This window comes from Staphylococcus schweitzeri, assembly GCF_002902405.1.
Lineage (GTDB): Bacteria > Bacillota > Bacilli > Staphylococcales > Staphylococcaceae > Staphylococcus > Staphylococcus schweitzeri.
In genome coordinates this window covers 105,315-125,770 of record NZ_PPQS01000051.1, presented here as the reverse complement: position 1 = coordinate 125,770, position 20,456 = coordinate 105,315, and the positions used below count along the sequence as shown (strand labels likewise).

At 32.1% G+C, this 20,456-nt stretch carries 17 protein-coding genes; 1 reads left to right on the top strand and 16 read right to left on the bottom strand.

Annotated elements, in window-relative coordinates; all coding sequences use genetic code 11:
• Positions 1-412: 412 nt before the first annotated feature.
• The 9 genes from trmFO to ylqF all read right to left on the bottom strand — a co-directional run bounded on the left by trmFO (position 413) and on the right by ylqF (position 11,633).
• On the bottom strand, positions 413-1,720 hold the full coding sequence (trmFO, locus tag CD116_RS13050; protein WP_047549514.1) for an FADH(2)-oxidizing methylenetetrahydrofolate--tRNA-(uracil(54)-C(5))-methyltransferase TrmFO: 1,308 nt from the start codon (positions 1,718-1,720) through the stop codon (positions 413-415).
• Between the two features lie 156 nt (positions 1,721-1,876).
• Complete coding sequence (gene topA, locus CD116_RS13045) at positions 1,877-3,952, bottom strand: type I DNA topoisomerase (RefSeq protein ID WP_078101703.1); 2,076 nt, start codon at positions 3,950-3,952, stop codon at positions 1,877-1,879.
• A 173-nt stretch (positions 3,953-4,125) separates the two neighbouring features.
• On the bottom strand, positions 4,126-4,998 hold the full coding sequence (gene dprA, locus CD116_RS13040; RefSeq protein ID WP_047549517.1) for a DNA-processing protein DprA: 873 nt from the start codon (positions 4,996-4,998) through the stop codon (positions 4,126-4,128).
• A gap of 174 nt (positions 4,999-5,172) precedes the next feature.
• Positions 5,173-6,417 (bottom strand): FemA/FemB family glycyltransferase FmhC, encoded by a 1,245-nt coding sequence (gene fmhC, locus CD116_RS13035; protein WP_047549520.1) that lies wholly within the window; start codon positions 6,415-6,417, stop codon positions 5,173-5,175.
• 27 nt (positions 6,418-6,444) lie between these two features.
• Positions 6,445-7,563, bottom strand: coding sequence for a LysM peptidoglycan-binding domain-containing protein (locus tag CD116_RS13030; RefSeq protein ID WP_047549523.1), 1,119 nt, complete (start codon positions 7,561-7,563; stop codon positions 6,445-6,447).
• Between the two features lie 229 nt (positions 7,564-7,792).
• Positions 7,793-8,701 (bottom strand): succinate--CoA ligase subunit alpha, encoded by a 909-nt coding sequence (gene sucD / locus CD116_RS13025; protein ID WP_000110253.1) that lies wholly within the window; start codon positions 8,699-8,701, stop codon positions 7,793-7,795.
• 21 nt (positions 8,702-8,722) lie between these two features.
• Positions 8,723-9,889, bottom strand: coding sequence for an ADP-forming succinate--CoA ligase subunit beta (gene sucC, locus CD116_RS13020; protein ID WP_001020805.1), 1,167 nt, complete (start codon positions 9,887-9,889; stop codon positions 8,723-8,725).
• A 108-nt stretch (positions 9,890-9,997) separates the two neighbouring features.
• A complete protein-coding gene (locus CD116_RS13015; RefSeq protein ID WP_047549526.1) occupies positions 9,998-10,765 on the bottom strand; it encodes a ribonuclease HII in 768 nt (255 codons plus the stop codon).
• Positions 10,749-11,633 (bottom strand): ribosome biogenesis GTPase YlqF, encoded by an 885-nt coding sequence (ylqF, locus tag CD116_RS13010; RefSeq protein ID WP_047425137.1) that lies wholly within the window; start codon positions 11,631-11,633, stop codon positions 10,749-10,751. The genes CD116_RS13015 and ylqF overlap by 17 nt, the downstream gene beginning before the upstream one ends.
• Positions 11,634-12,033: 400 nt before the next feature.
• Here ylqF and CD116_RS13005 point away from each other — a divergent pair, with 400 nt between their 5' ends.
• The gene (locus CD116_RS13005; RefSeq protein WP_047549529.1) at positions 12,034-14,640 is read left to right on the top strand and encodes a YfhO family protein; all 2,607 of its coding nucleotides are present in this window, start codon (positions 12,034-12,036) and stop codon (positions 14,638-14,640) included.
• Between the two features lie 464 nt (positions 14,641-15,104).
• Here CD116_RS13005 and rplS read toward each other — a convergent pair whose 3' ends face one another.
• The 7 genes from rplS to ftsY form a co-directional block, all read right to left on the bottom strand.
• A complete protein-coding gene (gene rplS / locus CD116_RS12995) occupies positions 15,105-15,455 on the bottom strand; it encodes a 50S ribosomal protein L19 (protein ID WP_000181404.1) in 351 nt (116 codons plus the stop codon).
• Between the two features lie 102 nt (positions 15,456-15,557).
• A complete protein-coding gene (trmD, locus tag CD116_RS12990) occupies positions 15,558-16,295 on the bottom strand; it encodes a tRNA (guanosine(37)-N1)-methyltransferase TrmD (protein ID WP_047447441.1) in 738 nt (245 codons plus the stop codon).
• Positions 16,295-16,798, bottom strand: a complete 504-nt coding sequence (rimM, locus tag CD116_RS12985) for a ribosome maturation factor RimM (RefSeq protein WP_047425128.1) — start codon at positions 16,796-16,798, stop codon at positions 16,295-16,297. Before rimM ends, trmD begins: the two co-directional genes overlap by 1 nt.
• 185 nt (positions 16,799-16,983) lie before the next feature.
• Positions 16,984-17,259 (bottom strand): 30S ribosomal protein S16, encoded by a 276-nt coding sequence (gene rpsP / locus CD116_RS12980; protein ID WP_047528955.1) that lies wholly within the window; start codon positions 17,257-17,259, stop codon positions 16,984-16,986.
• Positions 17,260-17,603: 344 nt separating this feature from the next.
• A complete protein-coding gene (ffh, locus tag CD116_RS12975) occupies positions 17,604-18,971 on the bottom strand; it encodes a signal recognition particle protein (RefSeq protein WP_047528957.1) in 1,368 nt (455 codons plus the stop codon).
• Positions 18,972-18,995: 24 nt separating this feature from the next.
• Positions 18,996-19,328, bottom strand: a complete 333-nt coding sequence (locus CD116_RS12970) for a putative DNA-binding protein (RefSeq protein WP_047425125.1) — start codon at positions 19,326-19,328, stop codon at positions 18,996-18,998.
• Positions 19,315-20,456: signal recognition particle-docking protein FtsY (gene ftsY, locus CD116_RS12965; protein ID WP_240625141.1), on the bottom strand; the 1,142-nt coding region annotated here is incomplete at its 5' end. The genes CD116_RS12970 and ftsY, both read right to left, overlap by 14 nt.

Here is a 20,456-nt window from a genome sequence, read left to right as displayed (position 1 = left end):
CATTTACCCTCCATCAATAAGAATTGTAGCACATACAGCAAAGGGCTTACAGTAATTTGATAATCAATTCTAAATCTTTTGAGAATTAAATAATTATAAGTAACTTGTTATCCTATAAACCAGAATACTTCTTTTTAAATTTAATTACTAATTATCTTTATTAATAGCTTCGCGATTTATTCTTTAAGTGTCTTTTAAATAATGATTAATTAAAACTTCTTCTTACATGTTACATCAATCAACTTATTGTGTGTTATTTATTTATATATTTTCCGGAAGCGAATTCCAAATTGTCAGAAATACGTAACAATTCCAAAATTAAAAAGACTAGAATAATTATTTTTCATTTTATAGCCACAAATTAAACAATCATGACTTAATAATGAATAGCTTTTCTAGTCTTTCTAACTATTTATAAAGTTTTTTTGAAGCCTTCTAAGTAATCTAATGCTCTATTAGCTTGTGCTTCATAGCGTTCTTTCTTATCTTTAATTCTAGTTTCTAAAGAAGGTAGTAACCCGAAATTAGCATTCATAGGTTGGAAGTTTTTATTATTTTTTGCATGTGAAATATAATAAGCCATACTACCAATCATCGTTTCTCTCGGGAATACTACTTCTCCCTTACCTAGTACTTTGTGCGCAAGATTGATTCCAGCAACTAAGCCACTAGCCGCACTTTCCACATATCCTTCAACACCAGTCATTTGTCCTGCAAATTGAATGTTAGGTTGTGAAATTAATTCATATTTTTCATTTAATACATCGGGCGAATTAATGAATGTATTTCTATGCATTACACCATATCGAACAATATCAACATTTTCTAAACCTGGTATTAATTTAATTACTTCCTTTTGTGCGCCCCATTTCAAATGTGTTTGAAATCCAACAATATTATAAAGTGTACCAGCAGCATCATCTTGTCTTAATTGCACAACAGCAAATGGACGTTTTCCAGTTTTAGGATCTTCTAAACCAACTGGTTTCATAGGACCAAACAGTAAAGTTTTGCGCCCACGCTCTGCCATTACTTCAAAAGGCATACAACCTTCGAAATATTTTTCTTTTTCAAACGAATTCACAGGTGCAACTTCCGCTTCTAATACTGCTTCATAGAATTTGTTAAACTCCGTTTCAGTCATAGGACAATTTAAATATGCTGCTTCACCTTTATCATATCGAGATTTCAAATATACTTTATCCATATCAATTGAATCTTTTTCAATAATTGGAGCAGCTGCATCATAAAAATAAAGCTGATTTTTACCAGTGATATCTACAATTTCTTGTGCTAAGTTTTCAGTAGTAAGTGGACCTGTTGCAATAATAGTATAACCATCAGGTATAGCATTAATTTCTTCATTAATAACAGTAATATTTTCGTGATTTTTAAGGGTATCAGTAATATATCCAGAAAAGTCATGTCTATCAACTGCTAATGCACCTCCGGCTGGAACACGCGCTTTATCAGCAGCTTCAATAATTAATGAATTCAAACGTCTCATTTCTTCTTTTAAAACACCAACGCCATTTGTTAATGCATTGCCTCGTAAAGAGTTTGAACATACTAGTTCAGCAAATTTATCTGTATGGTGAGCTGGCGTTTGCTTTACTGGTCTCATTTCTATTAAGTTTACTTTAATTCCTCTTTCAGCTAATTGGTATGCCGCTTCTGAACCAGCTAAGCCTGCACCAATTACATTTACAGTTTGAGTCATTTCTATACTCCTTTTATTATCATTTATGTCTATCAATTTCGTTGTTATGATTGCTCAAATAAGAAATATACATTCGGAAAATGTACTTCAAACTTTTAAATATCAATCTAAAACTTAAATATTATAACTGCAAAATTTATTTTGATTATCAATATGTTACTTCTGCGCCGCCTCTTTATAATCACAGTTTGAACATACAACTTGTGTTGTCTTACCTTTTTTATTTTCAACAAGATAATGATTGCATTTTGGACAATCTCTACCAATTGGTTTATCCCAAGAAATAAAATCACATTCAGGGTATTTCGAACATCCGTAAAATACACGATTCTTTTTAGATTTTCTTTCTACGACGTCACCATCATTACATTTTGGACATTTAACACCAATAGACTTAACGATTGCTTTTGTATTACGACAATCCGGGAAGTTTGAACAAGCCATAAACTTACCATAGCGTCCCATTTTAATAACCATAGGGGAACCACAAACCTCACAGTCTTCACCAGCTGGCTCGTCTTTGATTTCAATCTTTTCCATTTCTTCTTCAGCACGTTCTACATCTTGTTTAAAACTACTATAGAAACCGCCGATTACTTTTCTCCATGTAATATCGCCTTCTGCAATCTTATCAAGTAACGTTTCCATATTTACTGTGAATTCCACATCAATAATCTCTGGGAAGTATTCTTTCACTTGTTCATGAACTATTTCTCCCAACTCAGTAGGAACAAAACGCTTACTTTCTAATTTGACATAGTTACGCTTTTGAATCGTATCTATTGTCGGTGCATAAGTTGATGGGCGCCCAATTTTAAGTTCTTCAAGTGTTTTTACTAATCTCGCCTCAGTATATCTTGGAGGTGGTTGTGTATAGTGTTGAGCTGGTTCAATTTGAGTTGCTGTGACATTATCACCTTGCTCTAATTTAGGTAGTTTATTTTCTTTTTCGCTTTCAGTATCATCTTTAGTTTCTACATAAAGCGTCATGAATCCTTTAAACTTGATTGTTTGACCATTAGCTCTAAATTTAATGTCGCCTTGTGTGATGTCTAATGAAACTGTATCAAGTATTGCTGGAGCCATTTGACTGGCAACAAATCGTTCCCAAATTAATTTGTATAATCTGTATTGATCTTTTGTCAAAAATGACTTCATATCATCTGGCGTTCGCATAGTACTTGAAGGTCTAATAGCCTCATGGGCATCTTGGTCACCTTGTTTCCCTGATGCTTTACGCTTAGAAGTGTAAGATTCACCATATTTATCAGTTATATACTGTTTTGCTTCTGCTTTGGCAGTATCTGATATACGTGTTGAGTCAGTACGCATATATGTGATTAAACCAACTGTACCTTGCTTTTTCAAATCGATACCTTCATATAATTGTTGTGCAACCATCATTGTTTTTCTTGCTTTAAAGTTTAATTTACGTGCCGCCTCTTGTTGTAAAGTAGAAGTTGTAAATGGGTTTGCTGGATTACGCGTTTTTTCTTTTTTAGTCACATTTGTAATTTCAAATTGATCTCCATCTAATGCAGTTGTAATTTTCTCAACATCTTTTTTTGTTTTTAATTTAAAAGGTTTGTTTTTATAATGAAGAAATTTAGCATTAAACTTTGATTTTTTGTATCTAAATTCACCTTCGATAGTCCAGTATTCTTCTGGTTTAAAATTTCGAATTTCATTTTCACGGTCAATGACTAAACGAAGTGCAACAGATTGAACTCGACCCGCTGACAATCCTTTTTTAACCTTTTTCCATAGAACAGGTGAAATGTTATAGCCAACTAATCTATCTAAAATTCGACGCGCTTGTTGTGCATCGACTAAGTTCATTTCAATTTCTCTAGGATTTTTAAAACTTTCTTTAACAGCGTCTTTAGTTATTTCGTTGAAAACAACGCGATTTTCTTTAGAATCTTCAAGCTCTAAAATTTTTGATAAATGCCAAGCAATTGCTTCACCTTCACGGTCGGGGTCACTTGCGAGAAAGACGTTTTTCGCTTTTTTTGCATGTTTTTTCAATTCTTTTACAACAGGACCTTTTCCGCGTATTGTTATATATTTTGGTTCGTAGTTATCTTCAGTGTCGACACCCATTTGACTTCTTGGTAAGTCTCTAACATGTCCCATTGAAGCTATAACTTTATATTTCTTACCTAAATACTTTTCAATGGTTTTAGCTTTTGCAGGCGATTCAACAATGACTAAATTATCTGCCAATGTCATTTCCCCCTCGCTAATCTAATTACTAAAGATAAATGATAAACGCTTAATTTTGCTTTTGTCAACGTTTTATATCTAAACTATGAATTTTCCCTGTCTAATTTTTATAGATTTTATTAAAAAATAAATTGTAAAAGTCAACAAATGAAATATGAAGCAACTCATTATGTTTACTTTTAAATGTAGTAGTCCTCTAATATATCGTTTGCGTTTAAAACTACCTTAGCACCTTCTTGGATACGTAATAAATTACCTTTTGTCATTGGATTAAACATTGACCCTGGTAAAACATATACATTTCTATTTTGCTCTAATGCAAAATCTATCGTGATGTGACTACCGCTTTGTTCCTTAGCCTCAGTAATTAAAACCCCTTTTGACAAACCACTGATAATTCTATTGCGTTCAGGAAATCTATATTTAGCAATTGGTGTATGGGGTGGATATTCGGATATAACTAAACCTTTTTCTTCTATTTTATTTCTTAATGCTAATGTGCTTTTGGGATAATGTGTTTGATGGCCAAAGGCTAAAACTGCTATTGTAGGGAGATTGTATTTTAAAGCTATTTGATGTGCCATTGCATCAGCTCCTTGAGCAAGGCCGGAAACAATTGTTAAACATTTACTTCTATCATGTGATAATAAAAAATCTAAAGCCTGTAGAGTATAACTTGTAGAATCTCTTGCACCTACTACTGCCAAATGAAACCTATTATTTATTAATTTTATGTTCCCTTTATAGAAAAGAAGAAGTGGAAATTGATATATTTCTTTTAATAGCACTGGGTATTCAGTATCCATATAGGTCATATAACTCACTTTTAATTTTTGTAGTTCTTTAATAATTACGTTATGATCAAGTTTTATAAAAGCATAGTATTTACGTAATAAATGAACATTTTCTTCCCTTTTCACCCACTCACATAAATATCTATCTTTTTTTCCGCAATCCTCTTTAATTACATTAGGATACGCCATTAAAAATTGATAAATTTGTTTAGTCGAAAATTGCGCCCAGTATAATCTAAGCAAAAATTGTCTAATCAATAAATCAACTCCTTTTTTTAATCATACAAAATCATATTCTATTTTTGCTTTACATTTCTAATACAAAAACATTCTCGATGTAATGTTATTTTAAGGAGTAAAAATACCGACTTGTAAAAAATGAAAAGTATGTTGGAAAGAATTTAAAATTTCAATTTCCAACATACTTTATAATCAAACCTTATAAATACGTTTTGCAAATTTATATAGAATTGGTCTTACTGGTTTGATGAAATCGCCAATTAATTCTTCAACATGTGTATTAAAACCTTTTTTAAATTGTTGTACACCAAAATCATCTGCCTCATCACTAAAGACGCCTGTTATTCCATAAAAATTATACCTATTAATATTATGTGATTTTGCATATTTTATCATATGCCATTGTAGATGATATGCTCCCATATACTGATTATACTCAGGATTTGATCCACTTGATAGATAATAAACTTCATCATCAGTACATATAAATAAAGCAGCAGCTAAATCCAAAACAGGTCCATCCTCTAATATTAATTCTTCGGTTTTACTAATTCTATTATTAATACTAGATAATTGTATATTCAGCTGATTTAATTTAGATTTATTCTTTTTAGAATTAGGAGTTTCATTTAATGCTTTGTTCACTGCGATAATTTCATTTTCGATTTTCAATAATTGTATTTTTAATTTATCTTGATATTCATTAAGATCTATACAAGCTATCTTTAACATTGCCTTATCTTTATATATTTCTTGCATTCGTTTAAAATAACCTTCATTCATGAAATGAAAACCATGTTTTTCTTCTGCCATTTGAAACAATTTATAAAATCGATTTGTTTCTTCAATAGATAAATTTTCAACCTTAACACCTATCTCAATAGTCTTTTTTATATTTCTTCTAGTTTGGTATTCCATCTCTTTTAAAAGTTGGTTCTCATCTTTATCTTTTAAATCTAATACAGAAATCCATCTAATTTGACTTTTATTTGAATATCCTGTTGTATAACCTTGATGGATATACCCAATTTTTCCTAGCATCTTTACTATCACTGAATTATTATAATTCTTTATTATCCTACCATTTGCATCTCTTAAATTTTCTATTAAATATGGATCAACAAGAATAAATACTCCTCTATTTTTATAAATGTATTTAGATAATTCTTTAAAAAAGTAACAAACTAATTTAGTATCGAAATAATCAAGTAAAGGACCTCTATGAGAGTAGAAATATTTGTAGAATTTAAAAATACGTGCCTCTGTTAATAAACATGCAGCTATAACTTCATTTTTATCATTCTTCACTCCCACAATATGTGCTTCATGATTTATTTTATTTCTATAATTATATAATTCTATAGACTGTGTATAATGTTTGAAGTGCTTTTTGGTGTAGTTGGTAAATTCTTCTTCACTTAAAGTTGAAAATTTCATATTTAAATGTCCTACCTTTGACTTAAATTATGCTTTTTTATATGGTCTAATAAAGATCATGTCATTTTCATAATTATGAACAACTTTATGTGCAACCTCTGCTTTACGCCATCCACCATTATTCCAGTTTTGGTCTAAACTTTGGAATTTCATTAATTTTCCATCATAATCACCATTTAAGACAATAGCTGTATGACCATATCCTCCACCAAATCTTCCACTAAAAACCACTAAGTCCCCAGGTTCAGCTTTGAAAGTTGGTGTGTTGTGATAAATTTTAGCTTCACTATTAAAATTATTTGCATATGGTATATCTTTAGCTCCATATCCTTTTAATCCATGACCATAAAGATGATTCCAATATACATTGACTAAATCGAAACATTGCCATCCATAACTACCGTCGAAATCCCATCCTCTATTCTCTAATGTTTTCAAATAATTTAATGTACTGCTATTACTATTACTTTTATTACTTGAAGACACTGTATTTGGTTTTGGTACTACTAATGGCGTCATTGGCACTCTTAATTTTTGACCAATAAATATTAAATTAGGATTTGCTATATTATTTGTATGTTGAATATTAGAAACTGTAGTTTTATATTTTAACGCTATACCACTAAGTGTGTCTCCTTTTTTTACAGTATAGATTTGTGTTTTTGGCGCTTCTCTAAAACTGTAGTAACCAAAGTAATCATTAGTAACTTTTGTTATTTTCTTTTGATTAGAATTTTGAGCTTCCAAGTTTGCAGTTTTAATTTCTTTGGTAGGTTCATTGTTTTTAACAACTAGATTTTTACCTTGGGTTGAGTTTTTCGAAGTATTTGAAATCTTTAAATCTTGATTAATTTTATTTCCATTTGAAATTGCTGAATTGTTGTTTAACTTTAAACTTGTATCCGATGTTTTAACAATACCTTCAATTTTTATTTTGTCTTTTGTCGTATTATTATTAACATTTACCTCTGATTTCTCGAATACATTTTGCTCATACCCTCTTGCAAAATCTTTAGATTTATCAATTTCATCTGCATATGCTTTGTTCGAAATACCCAATGCCAAAAACATACCTATTGAAATTGACAAAATTCCAATACTAGCTTTTCTAATTGAATAGCGTACTTTACTTTGTTGTTGATTCATGATGAAACATCCCTTGCAATAATATATTAATATTATAACATAGTGCACCATATATTTTAATAAAAAATTTACTTTGTTTTAGAACGCTATTGAAGAAGGTAAAATAATTAACTTGCCTTTCCAAAATATGCAAAGCGTATCTCTACATTCATCGCACGACAAATAGCCCATTTCCAATACTTTAATAAAGTATGGAATGGGCTATAGCCATTTATATCATCTTTTAACTTTATTTATTAACAGTTAATAACGATTCATAAATACCTGCTTCTTTAGCAGCTTCAATTAATGTTGAACCAATTTCTGAAGGTGTTGCTGCTGTTTTCACACCACAACTATTTAATGTTTTAATTTTCTCTTCAGCAGTTCCTTTACCACCTGAAATGATTGCACCAGCATGTCCCATACGTTTTCCAGGAGGTGCTGTTTGTCCACCGATAAAGCCTACAACTGGTTTCGTCATATTTGCTTTAATCCATTCAGCTGCTTCTTCTTCTGCTGTACCACCGATTTCACCAATCATAACAACTGCTTTCGTTTCGTCATCTTCATTGAATGCTTTTAAAACATCAATAAAGTTTGTGCCATTCACTGGGTCTCCACCAATCCCAACAGCCGTAGTTTGGCCAATACCTTCTTCAGTCAATTGGTGTACTGCTTCATATGTTAATGTACCTGAACGTGATACTACACCTACATGACCTTTTTTGTGAATATAGCCAGGCATAATACCAATTTTACATTCATCTGCTGTAATCACACCTGGGCAATTTGGACCTACTAAACGCGTTTTTCTACCTTGCAAGTAGCGTTTAACTTTAACCATGTCTAATACAGGAATATGTTCTGTAATACAAATAACCATATCTAAGTCTGCATCTGCTGCTTCTAAAATTGAGTCTGCAGCAAATGGCGCTGGAACGTAAATGACTGATACAGTTGCACCAGTTTCATTTTTAGCTTCTTCAACAGTGTTGAAAACAGGAACGCCTTCAACAACTTGACCACCTTTACCAGGTGTCACACCTGCTACTATTTTCGTACCATAATCAAGCATTTGTTTTGTATGGAAAAGGGCAGTAGACCCTGTAATACCTTGTACCATTACTTTAGTATTCTTATCTATAAATACACTCATCTTAGTGCTCCCATCCTTTCCTTATGCTTCTTTAACTAGTTTAACAATTTTTTGTGCACCTTCAGCCATTGTTGCTGCTGGTTCAATTGCTAATCCTGAGTCTTTTAAGATTTTTTTACCTAACTCAACATTTGTACCTTCTAAGCGTACAACTAGTGGTAAAGTTAAATCTACTTCTTTTACAGCTTCAACGATACCTTCTGCGATAACATCACATTTCATAATGCCACCAAAAATGTTTACAAAAATACCTTTAACATTTTCATCACCTAAAATGATTTTAAATGCTTCAGTTACTTTTTCTCTAGTAGCGCTTCCGCCTGCATCTAGGAAATTGGCTGGGTTCCCACCAAAATGATTAATCGTATCCATTGTTGCCATGGCTAAACCTGCACCATTAACCATACATCCGATGTCACCATCTAATGCAATGTATGATAAATCATGCTTAGACGCCTCAATCTCTTTCGGATCTTCTTCTTCTAAATCACGTAATTCTACAACATCTTTGTGTCTGAATAATGCATTATCATCAAAATTAATTTTAGCATCTAATGCCAAAACATCACCATCTGCTGTTGTAACTAATGGGTTGATTTCTACGATTGAACAATCTTTTTCAATGAATACATTATAAAGTGCTAATAAGAATTTAGCAGCTTTGTTAACAGATTCTTTAGGAATATTAATATTAAAAGCAATTCGTCTCGCTTGGAATGGTGAAAGTCCGATTACTGGATCGATAGTTTCTTTGAAGATTTTTTCAGGAGTCTTCGCAGCAACTTCTTCAATCTCAGTGCCCCCTTCTTCAGACGCCATTAATGTTACTTGGTCAGTCGCACGATCAATAACGAAGCCAACGTAATATTCTTTTTGAATAGCACAACCTTCTTCGATATATAAACGTTTAATTTCTTTACCTTCTGGACCAGTTTGATGTGTCACCAAAGTTTTCCCTAATAATTCATTTGCATATGTTTCTACCTCAGATAAAGATTTAGCAATTTTTACTCCGCCTGCTTTACCTCTACCCCCAGCATGTATTTGTGCTTTTACAACATATACATCCGAATTCAATTCTTTTGCTTTCTCCACCGCTTCTTCAGCAGTAAATGCTACTCGTCCTTCTGGAACTGCAACGCCCATTGAACGAAATATTTCTTTACCTTGATACTCGTGGATATTCATCTTCCATCCTCCTGTTACTTAGGTTAAGTTCCCTTACAATTATAAAAAATGTAAGCGCTATTGTAAACTTAAATGCTACTTTTTTATAATTTAATTGAATATTACGCCTTACAGTAACGATTTTATAGGTTCAAAACTTTTTCTATGCTCTTTCATAATGCCAATTTCATCGATTGCTAGTAAATGTTGTTTGGTACCGTAACCCGCGTTTTTTTCAAAACCATATTCAGGATAATCTTTAGATAACTGTGTCATATAATCATCACGAAATACCTTTGCCATGATGCTTGCAGCTGCAATGGATACACTTCTTGCATCACCCTTGATTAAAGATATTTGAGGCAGTGCATTATCTAGCGTCATCGCGTCTATTAATAAATGCGTTGGCTGTACTGATAATCCATCAATAGCTCGCTGCATAGCGATTTGAGTAGCTTTATAAATATTAAATTCATCTATCTCTTCAGCTGTCGCGATACCATATGCAAAAGCAGTAACTTCATTTTTTAGTGCTTCATTTAATTCTAGACGTTTCGTAACAGGTACTTTTTTCGAGTCATCAAGACCTAGATAATTGTGATTAGAATTTAAAATTGTTGCGCATGCAACAACTGGACCTGCTAGTGGCCCTCTTCCAACTTCATCAATACCACAAATAATAGCATTAGGATTTTTTGATAAAATTTCATTTTCAAAATGAGACATTTCAACATACTTCTCTCTTAACGCTCGTTCTTTTTCTAGTACTTTTCTACGTCTAGTAATTGCCGTTTGAACACCTTTGCGCTCATCTAAAAAGCATTCATGGTTTTCTAATTCTTCTATTGTATTGATTGTATTAATTACTTGCGTTATTTCTTTAATTGTTAGCGTCATTTGCTAATTCCTCGGTCATTTCTTTAAATATATCAAAACAGTAATTTCCTATTTTAGCATTTCGAATATCATAAATAATCAATTCAATGACTGCTTCGTAATCAATTTCATTACCGCGACGAATTAAGCCACGCTTTTTACCTATCGCATCAAACCATGCTAAGATTTCAGCATCTTCAGGAACTTCAATATTATAATGTGCTTTTAATCGTGCTAAATCATTTTGAATTAAAAAGTTTAAACCATAGATGGCAACTTCATCTAAGTGCACAATACTATCTTTTATCGCACCAGTTAAACTCAACTTCTTACCTACTTCTTCATCTTCAAATTTAGGCCAAAGAATCCCTGGTGTGTCTAATAATTGTAAGGCATTCCCTACTTTTATCCATTGTTGTTGTTTGGTCACACCTGGTTTATTACCAGTTTGCGCGATACTACGTTTTGCCAGTTTATTTATTAATGTGGATTTACCAACATTTGGAATTCCAACAATCATAGCTCTTATCGCTCTAGGTTTAAGTCCTTTCGCTTTTTCGCGTTCAAATCTTTCAGCAGTCGCCTTTATTGCCGCAGCTTCCACTTTTTTTAAATTTTTACCGTGCTTAGCATCTACTGCTACAGGATAGTATCCTTTATCAATGAAAAATTGTTCCCATTTTGACATCTCATTTAAATTAGACATATCCTTTTTATTTAATATAACAACACGTGGTTTTTGGTTAATAACTTCATCTATCATAGGGTTTCTTGAACTATATGGAATTCTTGCATCTACTAGTTCAAACACTACATCTACTTTTTTTAATTGTTCACTTACTTCTCTTTTGGCTTTCGCCATGTGTCCTGGATACCATTGAATAACCATTCAATTCACCTTACTTTCGTCAATTCTTTTCTCATTATTAAAATCTTTAACCTGTTAATTATAAAGCAATTCTTGAAATTCAACTATATTTATTTTAACATTGTCACACTTCTTAACAATGCTTTAGATTAAGGTATAAGTTATTCTTCCAAGTTTTCTACAATTAAAAATCATCATTTGTTAAATCTAAGCCGCTTATTAGTTGATATTCATTTAATACTGTATGACATTTTTATTATTCAATATATTTGTTTAATGATAAACTAAAAATATTGAGAAGTTTAAAGAACGATGATAAGTTATTTCTTTCTAAGTCATCATTGTCAGCACATATTATGAACTACATTAACTTTAGTCTCAGGTAAACTTAATTTTAAATTTGAAAGTTGAGGATAATGTTGTGTTAAAAAAGTTGCTAAATTCAAACGTCAAACAATTCTTGGTTATAACTTTCATGAGCGTAATATTGACGCTTATTTTATTTTCTACTCATATCTATGATTATATTGAGAATGGTACTGTTTTTAGTGGATCTGGAGATGGATTCCGACAAATGATGCCATTTCAAATGTATTTATATGAACATCTAAGTAGTTTTTCAAGTTTATATGATGCATCGTTTGGATTAGGTGGCGATTATATGAAAGGACTATCATATTATTACTCACTGTCACCTTTAATGTGGCTAAATTTCCTATTCATTAAAATAGGTGAAACATTTGGTATATTTAATCCGACAACAATACATTTTTGGCCGACAAATCAACTTATTATGGCAATGGTACGAGCTATCATTACATTTGTCGTGACCTTCTACCTATTTAAAATATTACACTTTAAACGTTCAACAAATGTGATTGCCACAATTTTATATGGTATGTCTACAGTCGTTATTTATTTTAATTTTACTTGGTCGTTTTATGGAAATTTACTATATTTATTGCCATTATCGATTTTAGGTTTGGAAAGATATTTTCAACAACGTAAAATCGGCCTTTTTATTATTGCGATAGCTTTAACACTATTTAGCAATTTTTATTTCAGTTATTATCAAGCTATTATTATAGTTTGCTACTATTTATATCGACTGATTTTTACTTACAATTATGACATTGTCTCTAGAAAACAAAAATTAATTTGTGTCATATCTGCTACAGCTTTGAGTGTGTTATCAAGTGTATTTGGTTTATTCACTGGCATTTCTGCATTTTTGGAAAATGACAGAAAGCAAAACCCCAATGTTGATATTCCATTTTTAACACCACTTGATTATCATTATTTTTTCTTTAGCGATGGATTTTTCATTACGATTTCAATCCTTACCATCGTTGCATTATTGTCATTCAAACTATATCATTATTACTTTTATAGACTTTTTGCAATCTTAACTTGGATACTATTTATTGGTTCATTATCACAGTATTTCGACAGTGCTTTTAATGGGTTTTCATTTCCAGAAAGACGTTGGGTATATATTTTAGCTCTATCATCAAGTGCACTGTGTGGATTGTTCATTCAACATGTTTCAACATTAAATATGAAATATTATTTAATCAGAACAATACCAGTAAGCACCATCGCATTACTTTATGTATTACTATCACCGACGCACCCACTCGCACTTATAGTAGGTGTTATCCTTCTAATTGTGCTTGCCATTATTTTAAAATTTAATTTATGGCATTATAAAAAATTAACCGTTGCAACATTAGTATTAATCGTTATGATTCAACAAATCGTCATTTTAGATAACAACAAAAACATGGCAATCAAACCTTATCAACAATCACTATCAACATTGAAACAACATGATTACCATAGTAACTATGTAAACCAGCTTATTAATAAGATAAATCAAAATGCAAAAGGCACGCTAAATCGCATCGATTATATGTCTGATTATGCATTAAACTCGCCATTTATTTATCATTATAATGGCATTTCATTATATTCTAGTATTTTTAATGGAGACATTTTAAAATATTATGACAAGACACTTCAAATAAATATGCCAATCGATAAAAATAGCACTTATAGACTACTTGGCAATCGTCAAAATTTACTGTCACTTTGGAATGTTAATGATCGAATTAGAGTGAATCATGATGACAACTTACCATATGGATTTAAAATTAACTCTGAACATAAAGACAATAAAGTTCGTTGGATTCACTCTAAAAATTCCATCCATTATCCGAGTGCACATATCACAAATAAAGTCTTTTCCAATAAAGAATTAAAATCTCCATTAGATAAAGAGCATGCAATGTTGCAAGGAATCATTTCAAATAACGCTAAAGATGCAAACACACATTTTATAGCCAATAAAAATCTATTATCGAAATCAACAATTAAATTAAATGATGCAACATGGCAGTCCTCAACGAAACATTTATTAAAGGTAAAACAAAAAAATGGCGGGTTAACTATACAGTTACCAAAGTCAGTTTCAAATCAATACAAAGATTTGTATTTGGAAATGGATTTAGAGTTGCTTTCACCTAATAAAGCTCATGATGTTAAAGTGAATGAATATACACAGGAAAGAAATAAACTCACTTATAAATATCGTCGTTTCGTCACACCTGTTACGATGCGCATTAAATCTTCTGATTCTATCAGGTTATCCTTACCTAAAGGTACATATCGTGTGAACTTAAAAGGATTATATGGCGAAGATTACAGCACGTTGCAGCACGCTTCTAGTTCATTAGAGGCTGTAAAAGTTAGTAAAAATAAACACGGTTACTCTATTACTAAAAATAAAAATTCATCTGGCTACATCGTTTTACCAATGGCATACACTAAAGGCATGTATGCTAAATCAGAAAATCAAAAACTTAAAGTAGAACAAGTAAATGGTGTTATGACAGGCATTAAAGCACCTAAAAATCTAACAAAGATTCAATTGAGTTATACCCCTCAACACTTTAATTTACTAATAATAATTACTTTATTCGGTATTTTAAGTAGTATTATTTTTACAAGATGGATAAGGCGAAAGTAATGTTGCTACGATTAAATTCAAACAGCCTGGGACATAAATCAAATTCTATGCTCTATAATGTTATATTGGCAGTATTTGACTGAACGAAAATGCGCTTGTAACAAGCTTTTTTCGATTCTAGTCAGGGGCCCCAATACAGAGAATTTCGAAATGAAATTCTACAGGCAATGCGAGTTGGCGGGGCCCCAACATAGAAGCTGGCGAAAAGTCAGCTTACAATAATGTGGAAGTTGGGGTGGGAAATCGAAATAAATTTTGTAAATATATCATTTCTCTCCCACTCCCTTGTTTTTATAAGCATTTTGACAAGACATCATACGAATCTCGAAAAAAACCATTACATTATCAGCTACACCTTAGCTAAACAACATAAAAAACCACCTACATCACTACATAAAAGTGACCTAGATGGTTTTATCGATTGAGTCCTAATTGACTCATACATAGCTTTGTTTAAATGCTGATTAACGAATTTCTTGGATTCTAGCAGCTTTACCACGTAAACTACGTAAGTAATATAATTTAGCACGACGTACTTTACCACGACGTTTAACTTCGATTTTTTCAATTTTAGGAGTGTGTAATGGGAATGTACGTTCCACGCCAACACCTGATGAAATTTTACGAACTGTAAACGTTTCAGAAACGCCACCGCCACGACGTTTAATTACAACGCCTTCGAATACTTGGATACGTTCACGAGTACCCTCAATGATACGTACGTGTACACGTAAAGTATCACCTGGACGGAAACTTGGTAAGTCTGTACGTAATTGTGATTTAGTTACTGCTTCGATTAATTTGTGATTTGTCATTATAAATTCTCCTCTTCAACCTATGTTCTTGCCTCGACAAATATATAGCAGCGGATCATAGTGATTTTTGTGTTTCCACACTCAGATTATGTTAGCATAATGCTAGTTTTTTTTCAATCCTAATTTATATCTTTCTAAAATTTGCTTATCCTCATCAGACAATGGATATTTTTCAATTAAATCCGGTCGTTTGTTATACGTGCGTATTAACTTTTGTTCATGTCGCCATGCATCTATATTGGCATGATTTCCAGATAATAAGACATCTGGTACAGCTAGGCCTTTAAATTCACGTGGACGTGTATATTGTGGGAACTCTAATAACCCATCCGAAAATGAATCGTCTTGATGTGATTGTTCATTTCCTAAAACGCCTGGAATAAGTCTAACAATAGCATCGGTCATGGTCATTGCTGGTAACTCGCCGCCTGTTAAAACATAGTCGCCCATTGATATTTCATCGGTAACAAGATGTGTTCGAATACGTTCATCATAACCTTCATAATGTCCACATATAAATATAATGTGATCAGCTTTACTCAATTCAAGTGCTTTTTGATGTGAAAATGGTTCACCTTGTGGACACATTAAAATAACGCGTGTTGCTTCTGTGACATCTAAGTCTTCCATTGCATTAAAAACAGGTTCCGGTTTTAACACCATACCCTGTCCACCACCATAAGGATAATCATCTACTTGATTATGTTTATTAACTGCGTAATCTCTAAAATTAACCGTATTAACTTTCAATTTATCATTTTCTTGAGCACGCTTCATAATAGAGTGATTTAAGACACCATCAAACATTTCAGGAAATAAAGTTAAATAATCAATTTTCATTATTCTAATAATCCTTCCATCGGTGTAATGATGATTTTTTTATTTTCAACATCAACTTCTTTTACAACGTCAGCAATGTATGGTATCAAATATTCTTTCGATCCTTTAATCACCCAGACATCATTTGCACCTGTCTCAAAGATGTTGATAACTCGCCCGATTGGTGTTCCTTCATCATCAAAGACTGTGCAACCGATTATATCTGAATAATAAAATTCGTTCTCTTCAAGTTCAATATCTTCATGATCCCGTTCTTGATAAATTGAACTCCCTTTTAAATGTTCAATATCATTGATGTTATTGATTCCCTCAAATGTTAGCATATGTAGACCTTTGTGCACTCTATGTGATTTAACTGTGTATTCAATATCTTTATTATTGTGTACAACTGTCAACACTTGCCCTGGTTGAAAACGAATATCTGTAAAGTCTGAATTGGATTTCACTTTTATTTCACCTTTAATGCCATGTGTATTAACAATTTGACCAACTTCAACTCTCATACTATTACCTCCAACTCTATACTTTGAACTCTTCTATTGTAATTGAAATTTATTCAAAGAAAAAGGGTACCATAATGGTACCCCAAAACTTATTTTAAAACTAACTAACATCACTCAGTTTATCATCAAATGATGCTGTTAATTCAAATGAGTCATTCTTAATATCAGAACACAAAATCGCTAAATTACTTAGCTTTCTTTTGTTCGTCGAATTTTTTCATAATACCTTCTTTTGATAAGATATTGTGAACTGTGTCAGTTGGTTTCGCACCATCATTCAACCATTTTAAAGCTAACGCTTCGTCAACTTTAATTTCTGGAGCATTAACGCTCGTTGGGTTGTAAGTACCGATTTGTTCGATGATACGTCCGTCACGTGGAGAACGTGCATCTGCTACTACGATACGATAGAATGGATTTCTTTTTGAACCTAAACGTGTTAAACGAATTTTAACTGCCATTTATAAAATCTCCTTTAAGTCATGTTTTAATTTTTATTTTCTACAAGAAATAATATTAACAGGTGTACGAATGTTTGTAAAGAGTTTTTTCTTTACCTGGAAAATTATTAAAGATTTCTTCCTAAAAACTAGTTGAAAACTAAATTAGCTCGATGAAACGATTAATACTTTTCCTGAATACATTTACTACCAAGTTATACATAATGATATTAATTAAACATTATATTCACATGAACGGTACTACTACAACCGTGCATGTACCACTTATAAATTTTAATTTCAATACTATGAATGCAAAAACACCAACCTTAAGTTGAAATAAAGATTGGTGTTTTTATTATAAATTAAAATGGTAAGTTCATACCTTTTAACATATTTTGCATTTGATTTCGTTTACCTTTTTTACCTTTACCGCCACCAGTAAATTGTTTCATCATTTTCTTCATATCGTTAAATTGTTTCATTAAACGATTTACTTCTTGTAATGAACGTCCAGAACCTTTAGCAATACGTTTTTTACGTGATACATTCAGCGTATCTGGATTGTTTCTTTCAGCTGGTGTCATAGACTGGATAATAGCCTTAATATGATCAATTTGTTTTTCGCTCATATTAAGCTTATCTAGTCCTTTCATTTTATTCATACCTGGAATCATTTTCATAATGTCATCTAGTGGACCTAAATTTTTCACTTGATCCAGTTGTTCTAAGAAATCATCTAACGTAAATGATGATTCTCTCATTTTTTTCTCTAAATCTTTAGCTTTTTCTTGATCCACATCTTGTTGCGCTTTTTCAATTAAACTTAATACATCACCCATACCTAAAATTCGAGATGCCATACGTTCAGGATGGAATAGTTCTAAACCATCTAATTTCTCACTCATACCTACAAATTTAATTGGTTTTTGAGTTACTGATCGAATAGATAAAGCTGCACCACCACGAGTGTCTCCGTCTAATTTTGTCAAAGTCACACCAGTTACATCCAATTGATTGTCAAATGATTCTGCAACATTGACAGCATCTTGACCAGTCATTGAATCTACAACAAGCATTATTTCATTTGGCTTAGCAATTTCTTTAACTTCTTTTAATTCATTCATCAACGCTTCATCAATGTGTAATCGACCTGCTGTATCAATAATGACAAAATCTAAATGTTCATCTTTAGCATGTTGTAATGCATTCGTTACAATTTGTTGTGGTTTGACTTGATCTCCTTCACTATAAACAGGGATATCAATTTGTTTACCAACTGTTTGTAATTGATTAATAGCTGCTGGACGGTAGATATCTGCTGCTACTAACATTGGTTTTTTGTTGTATTTCTTACGCATTAATAATGCTAATTTACCAGCAGTTGTTGTTTTACCTGCACCTTGTAAACCTACCATCATAACAACGGTTGGTGGTTTATTAGACATATTAATCGACGTGTTTTCTCCACCCATTAGCTTCGTTAATTCGTCTTGTACAATCTTTATCACTTGCTGACCCGGTGTTAATGAATGCATGACGTCTGAACCTAAAGCACGCTCTGAAACTGTTTTAATAAATTCTTTTACAACTTTAAAGTTAACGTCAGCCTCAAGTAACGCTAATCTTACTTCACGCATCATAGTCTTTATGTCAGTTTCAGTAAGTTTACCTTTACCACGCATTTTTTGCATCGTTGCTTGTAGGCGTTCTGATAAGCCTTCAAATGCCATATCGTTGTCCTCCCTATATTTAAATTATTCTAAGTCTTCTAATTGTTGAATATAACGTTTTATTTGCTCAGGATCATTTAAATGTTGTTTCATTTGGTCATAAATATCACGGCGTTGCTCAAATTTTTGATATAATTCTAGTTTCTTTTCATAATCTTCAACTAAATCGCCAGTTCTTCTTATATTATCATAAACTGCTTGTCTACTCACATTAAAAGTATCGGCAATTTCACTTAATGAATAATCTTCTAAGTAAAATAATTCCAAATAATTGCGTTGTTTATTCGTCAATAATGATTGGTAAAAATCAAACAGATAGTTCATGCGCAATGTTTTAACTAAATCATTTCGACTCATGTTGAACATCCTTTTCGTCTGTTTCACCTTTATTGTCTTCAACTGTGGTAATGTCTTCATTTTGCTCAATCATATCCGCAAATAGACCATAAACATAGCTTTCTGGGTTAAATGGTTGTAAATCATCTAATTGCTCACCTAAACCTACGTATTTCACAGGAATATGCAATTCATTTCGAATAGCTAAAACAATACCACCTTTTGCAGTACCATCTAACTTTGTTAATACGATACCCGTTACATCGGTAACTTCTTTAAAGTTTCTAGCTTGAGATAATGCATTTTGACCTGTTGTTGCATCTAAACATAATAATGCTTCATGTGGTGCATCAGGTACAGCTCGATTGATTACGCGTTTAACTTTTTCTAACTCTTGCATTAAATTCGTTTTGTTTTGCAAACGACCAGCTGTATCACATATTAAGATATCAATATTTTTATTTTTAGCTGCATTAATTGCATCGTACATAACGGCCGCTGGATCTGAACCTTCACTTTGACTAATGACGTCCACACCCACGCGTTCGCCCCATACTTTCAACTGATCAATAGCACCTGCTCTAAATGTATCACCAGCAGCTAACATTACTTTTTTACCTTCCATTTTATATCGATAAGCTAATTTTCCGATAGTTGTTGTTTTACCAACACCATTTACACCTACCATTAAAATGACATTTAAACGACCATCTTCTAAGTTCATAGCTTCTGAATTATCATCTTCTTGATGGTAAATCTCAACTATTTTTTCAACAATGACTTCTCGCAAATCTTCAGTATCTTGAATATTTCGACGTTGTGCTTCCATACGTAACTCTTCAGTTAATGTCATTACTGTATTAAAGCCAACGTCTGCAGTGATTAACATTTCTTCCAATGCTTCAAAAAAGTCTTCATCTACTTTACGGTATCTAGCAATTAAGTTATTTAATTGCTCTTGGAAGTTTTGACGTGATTTTTCAAGCCCTGCTTTAAATTTAGCGCCCATTTTTTGAGCTTCAATTTCTTCAAAATCTTCAATCGAAATTAAACCATCATCATCAAAGTCCGCTTCACTTAATTTTCTAGGTTTCTTTTTCACTTCAACTGTTTCTTCAACTTCATTTACGTCCTGTGTTGAAACATCCA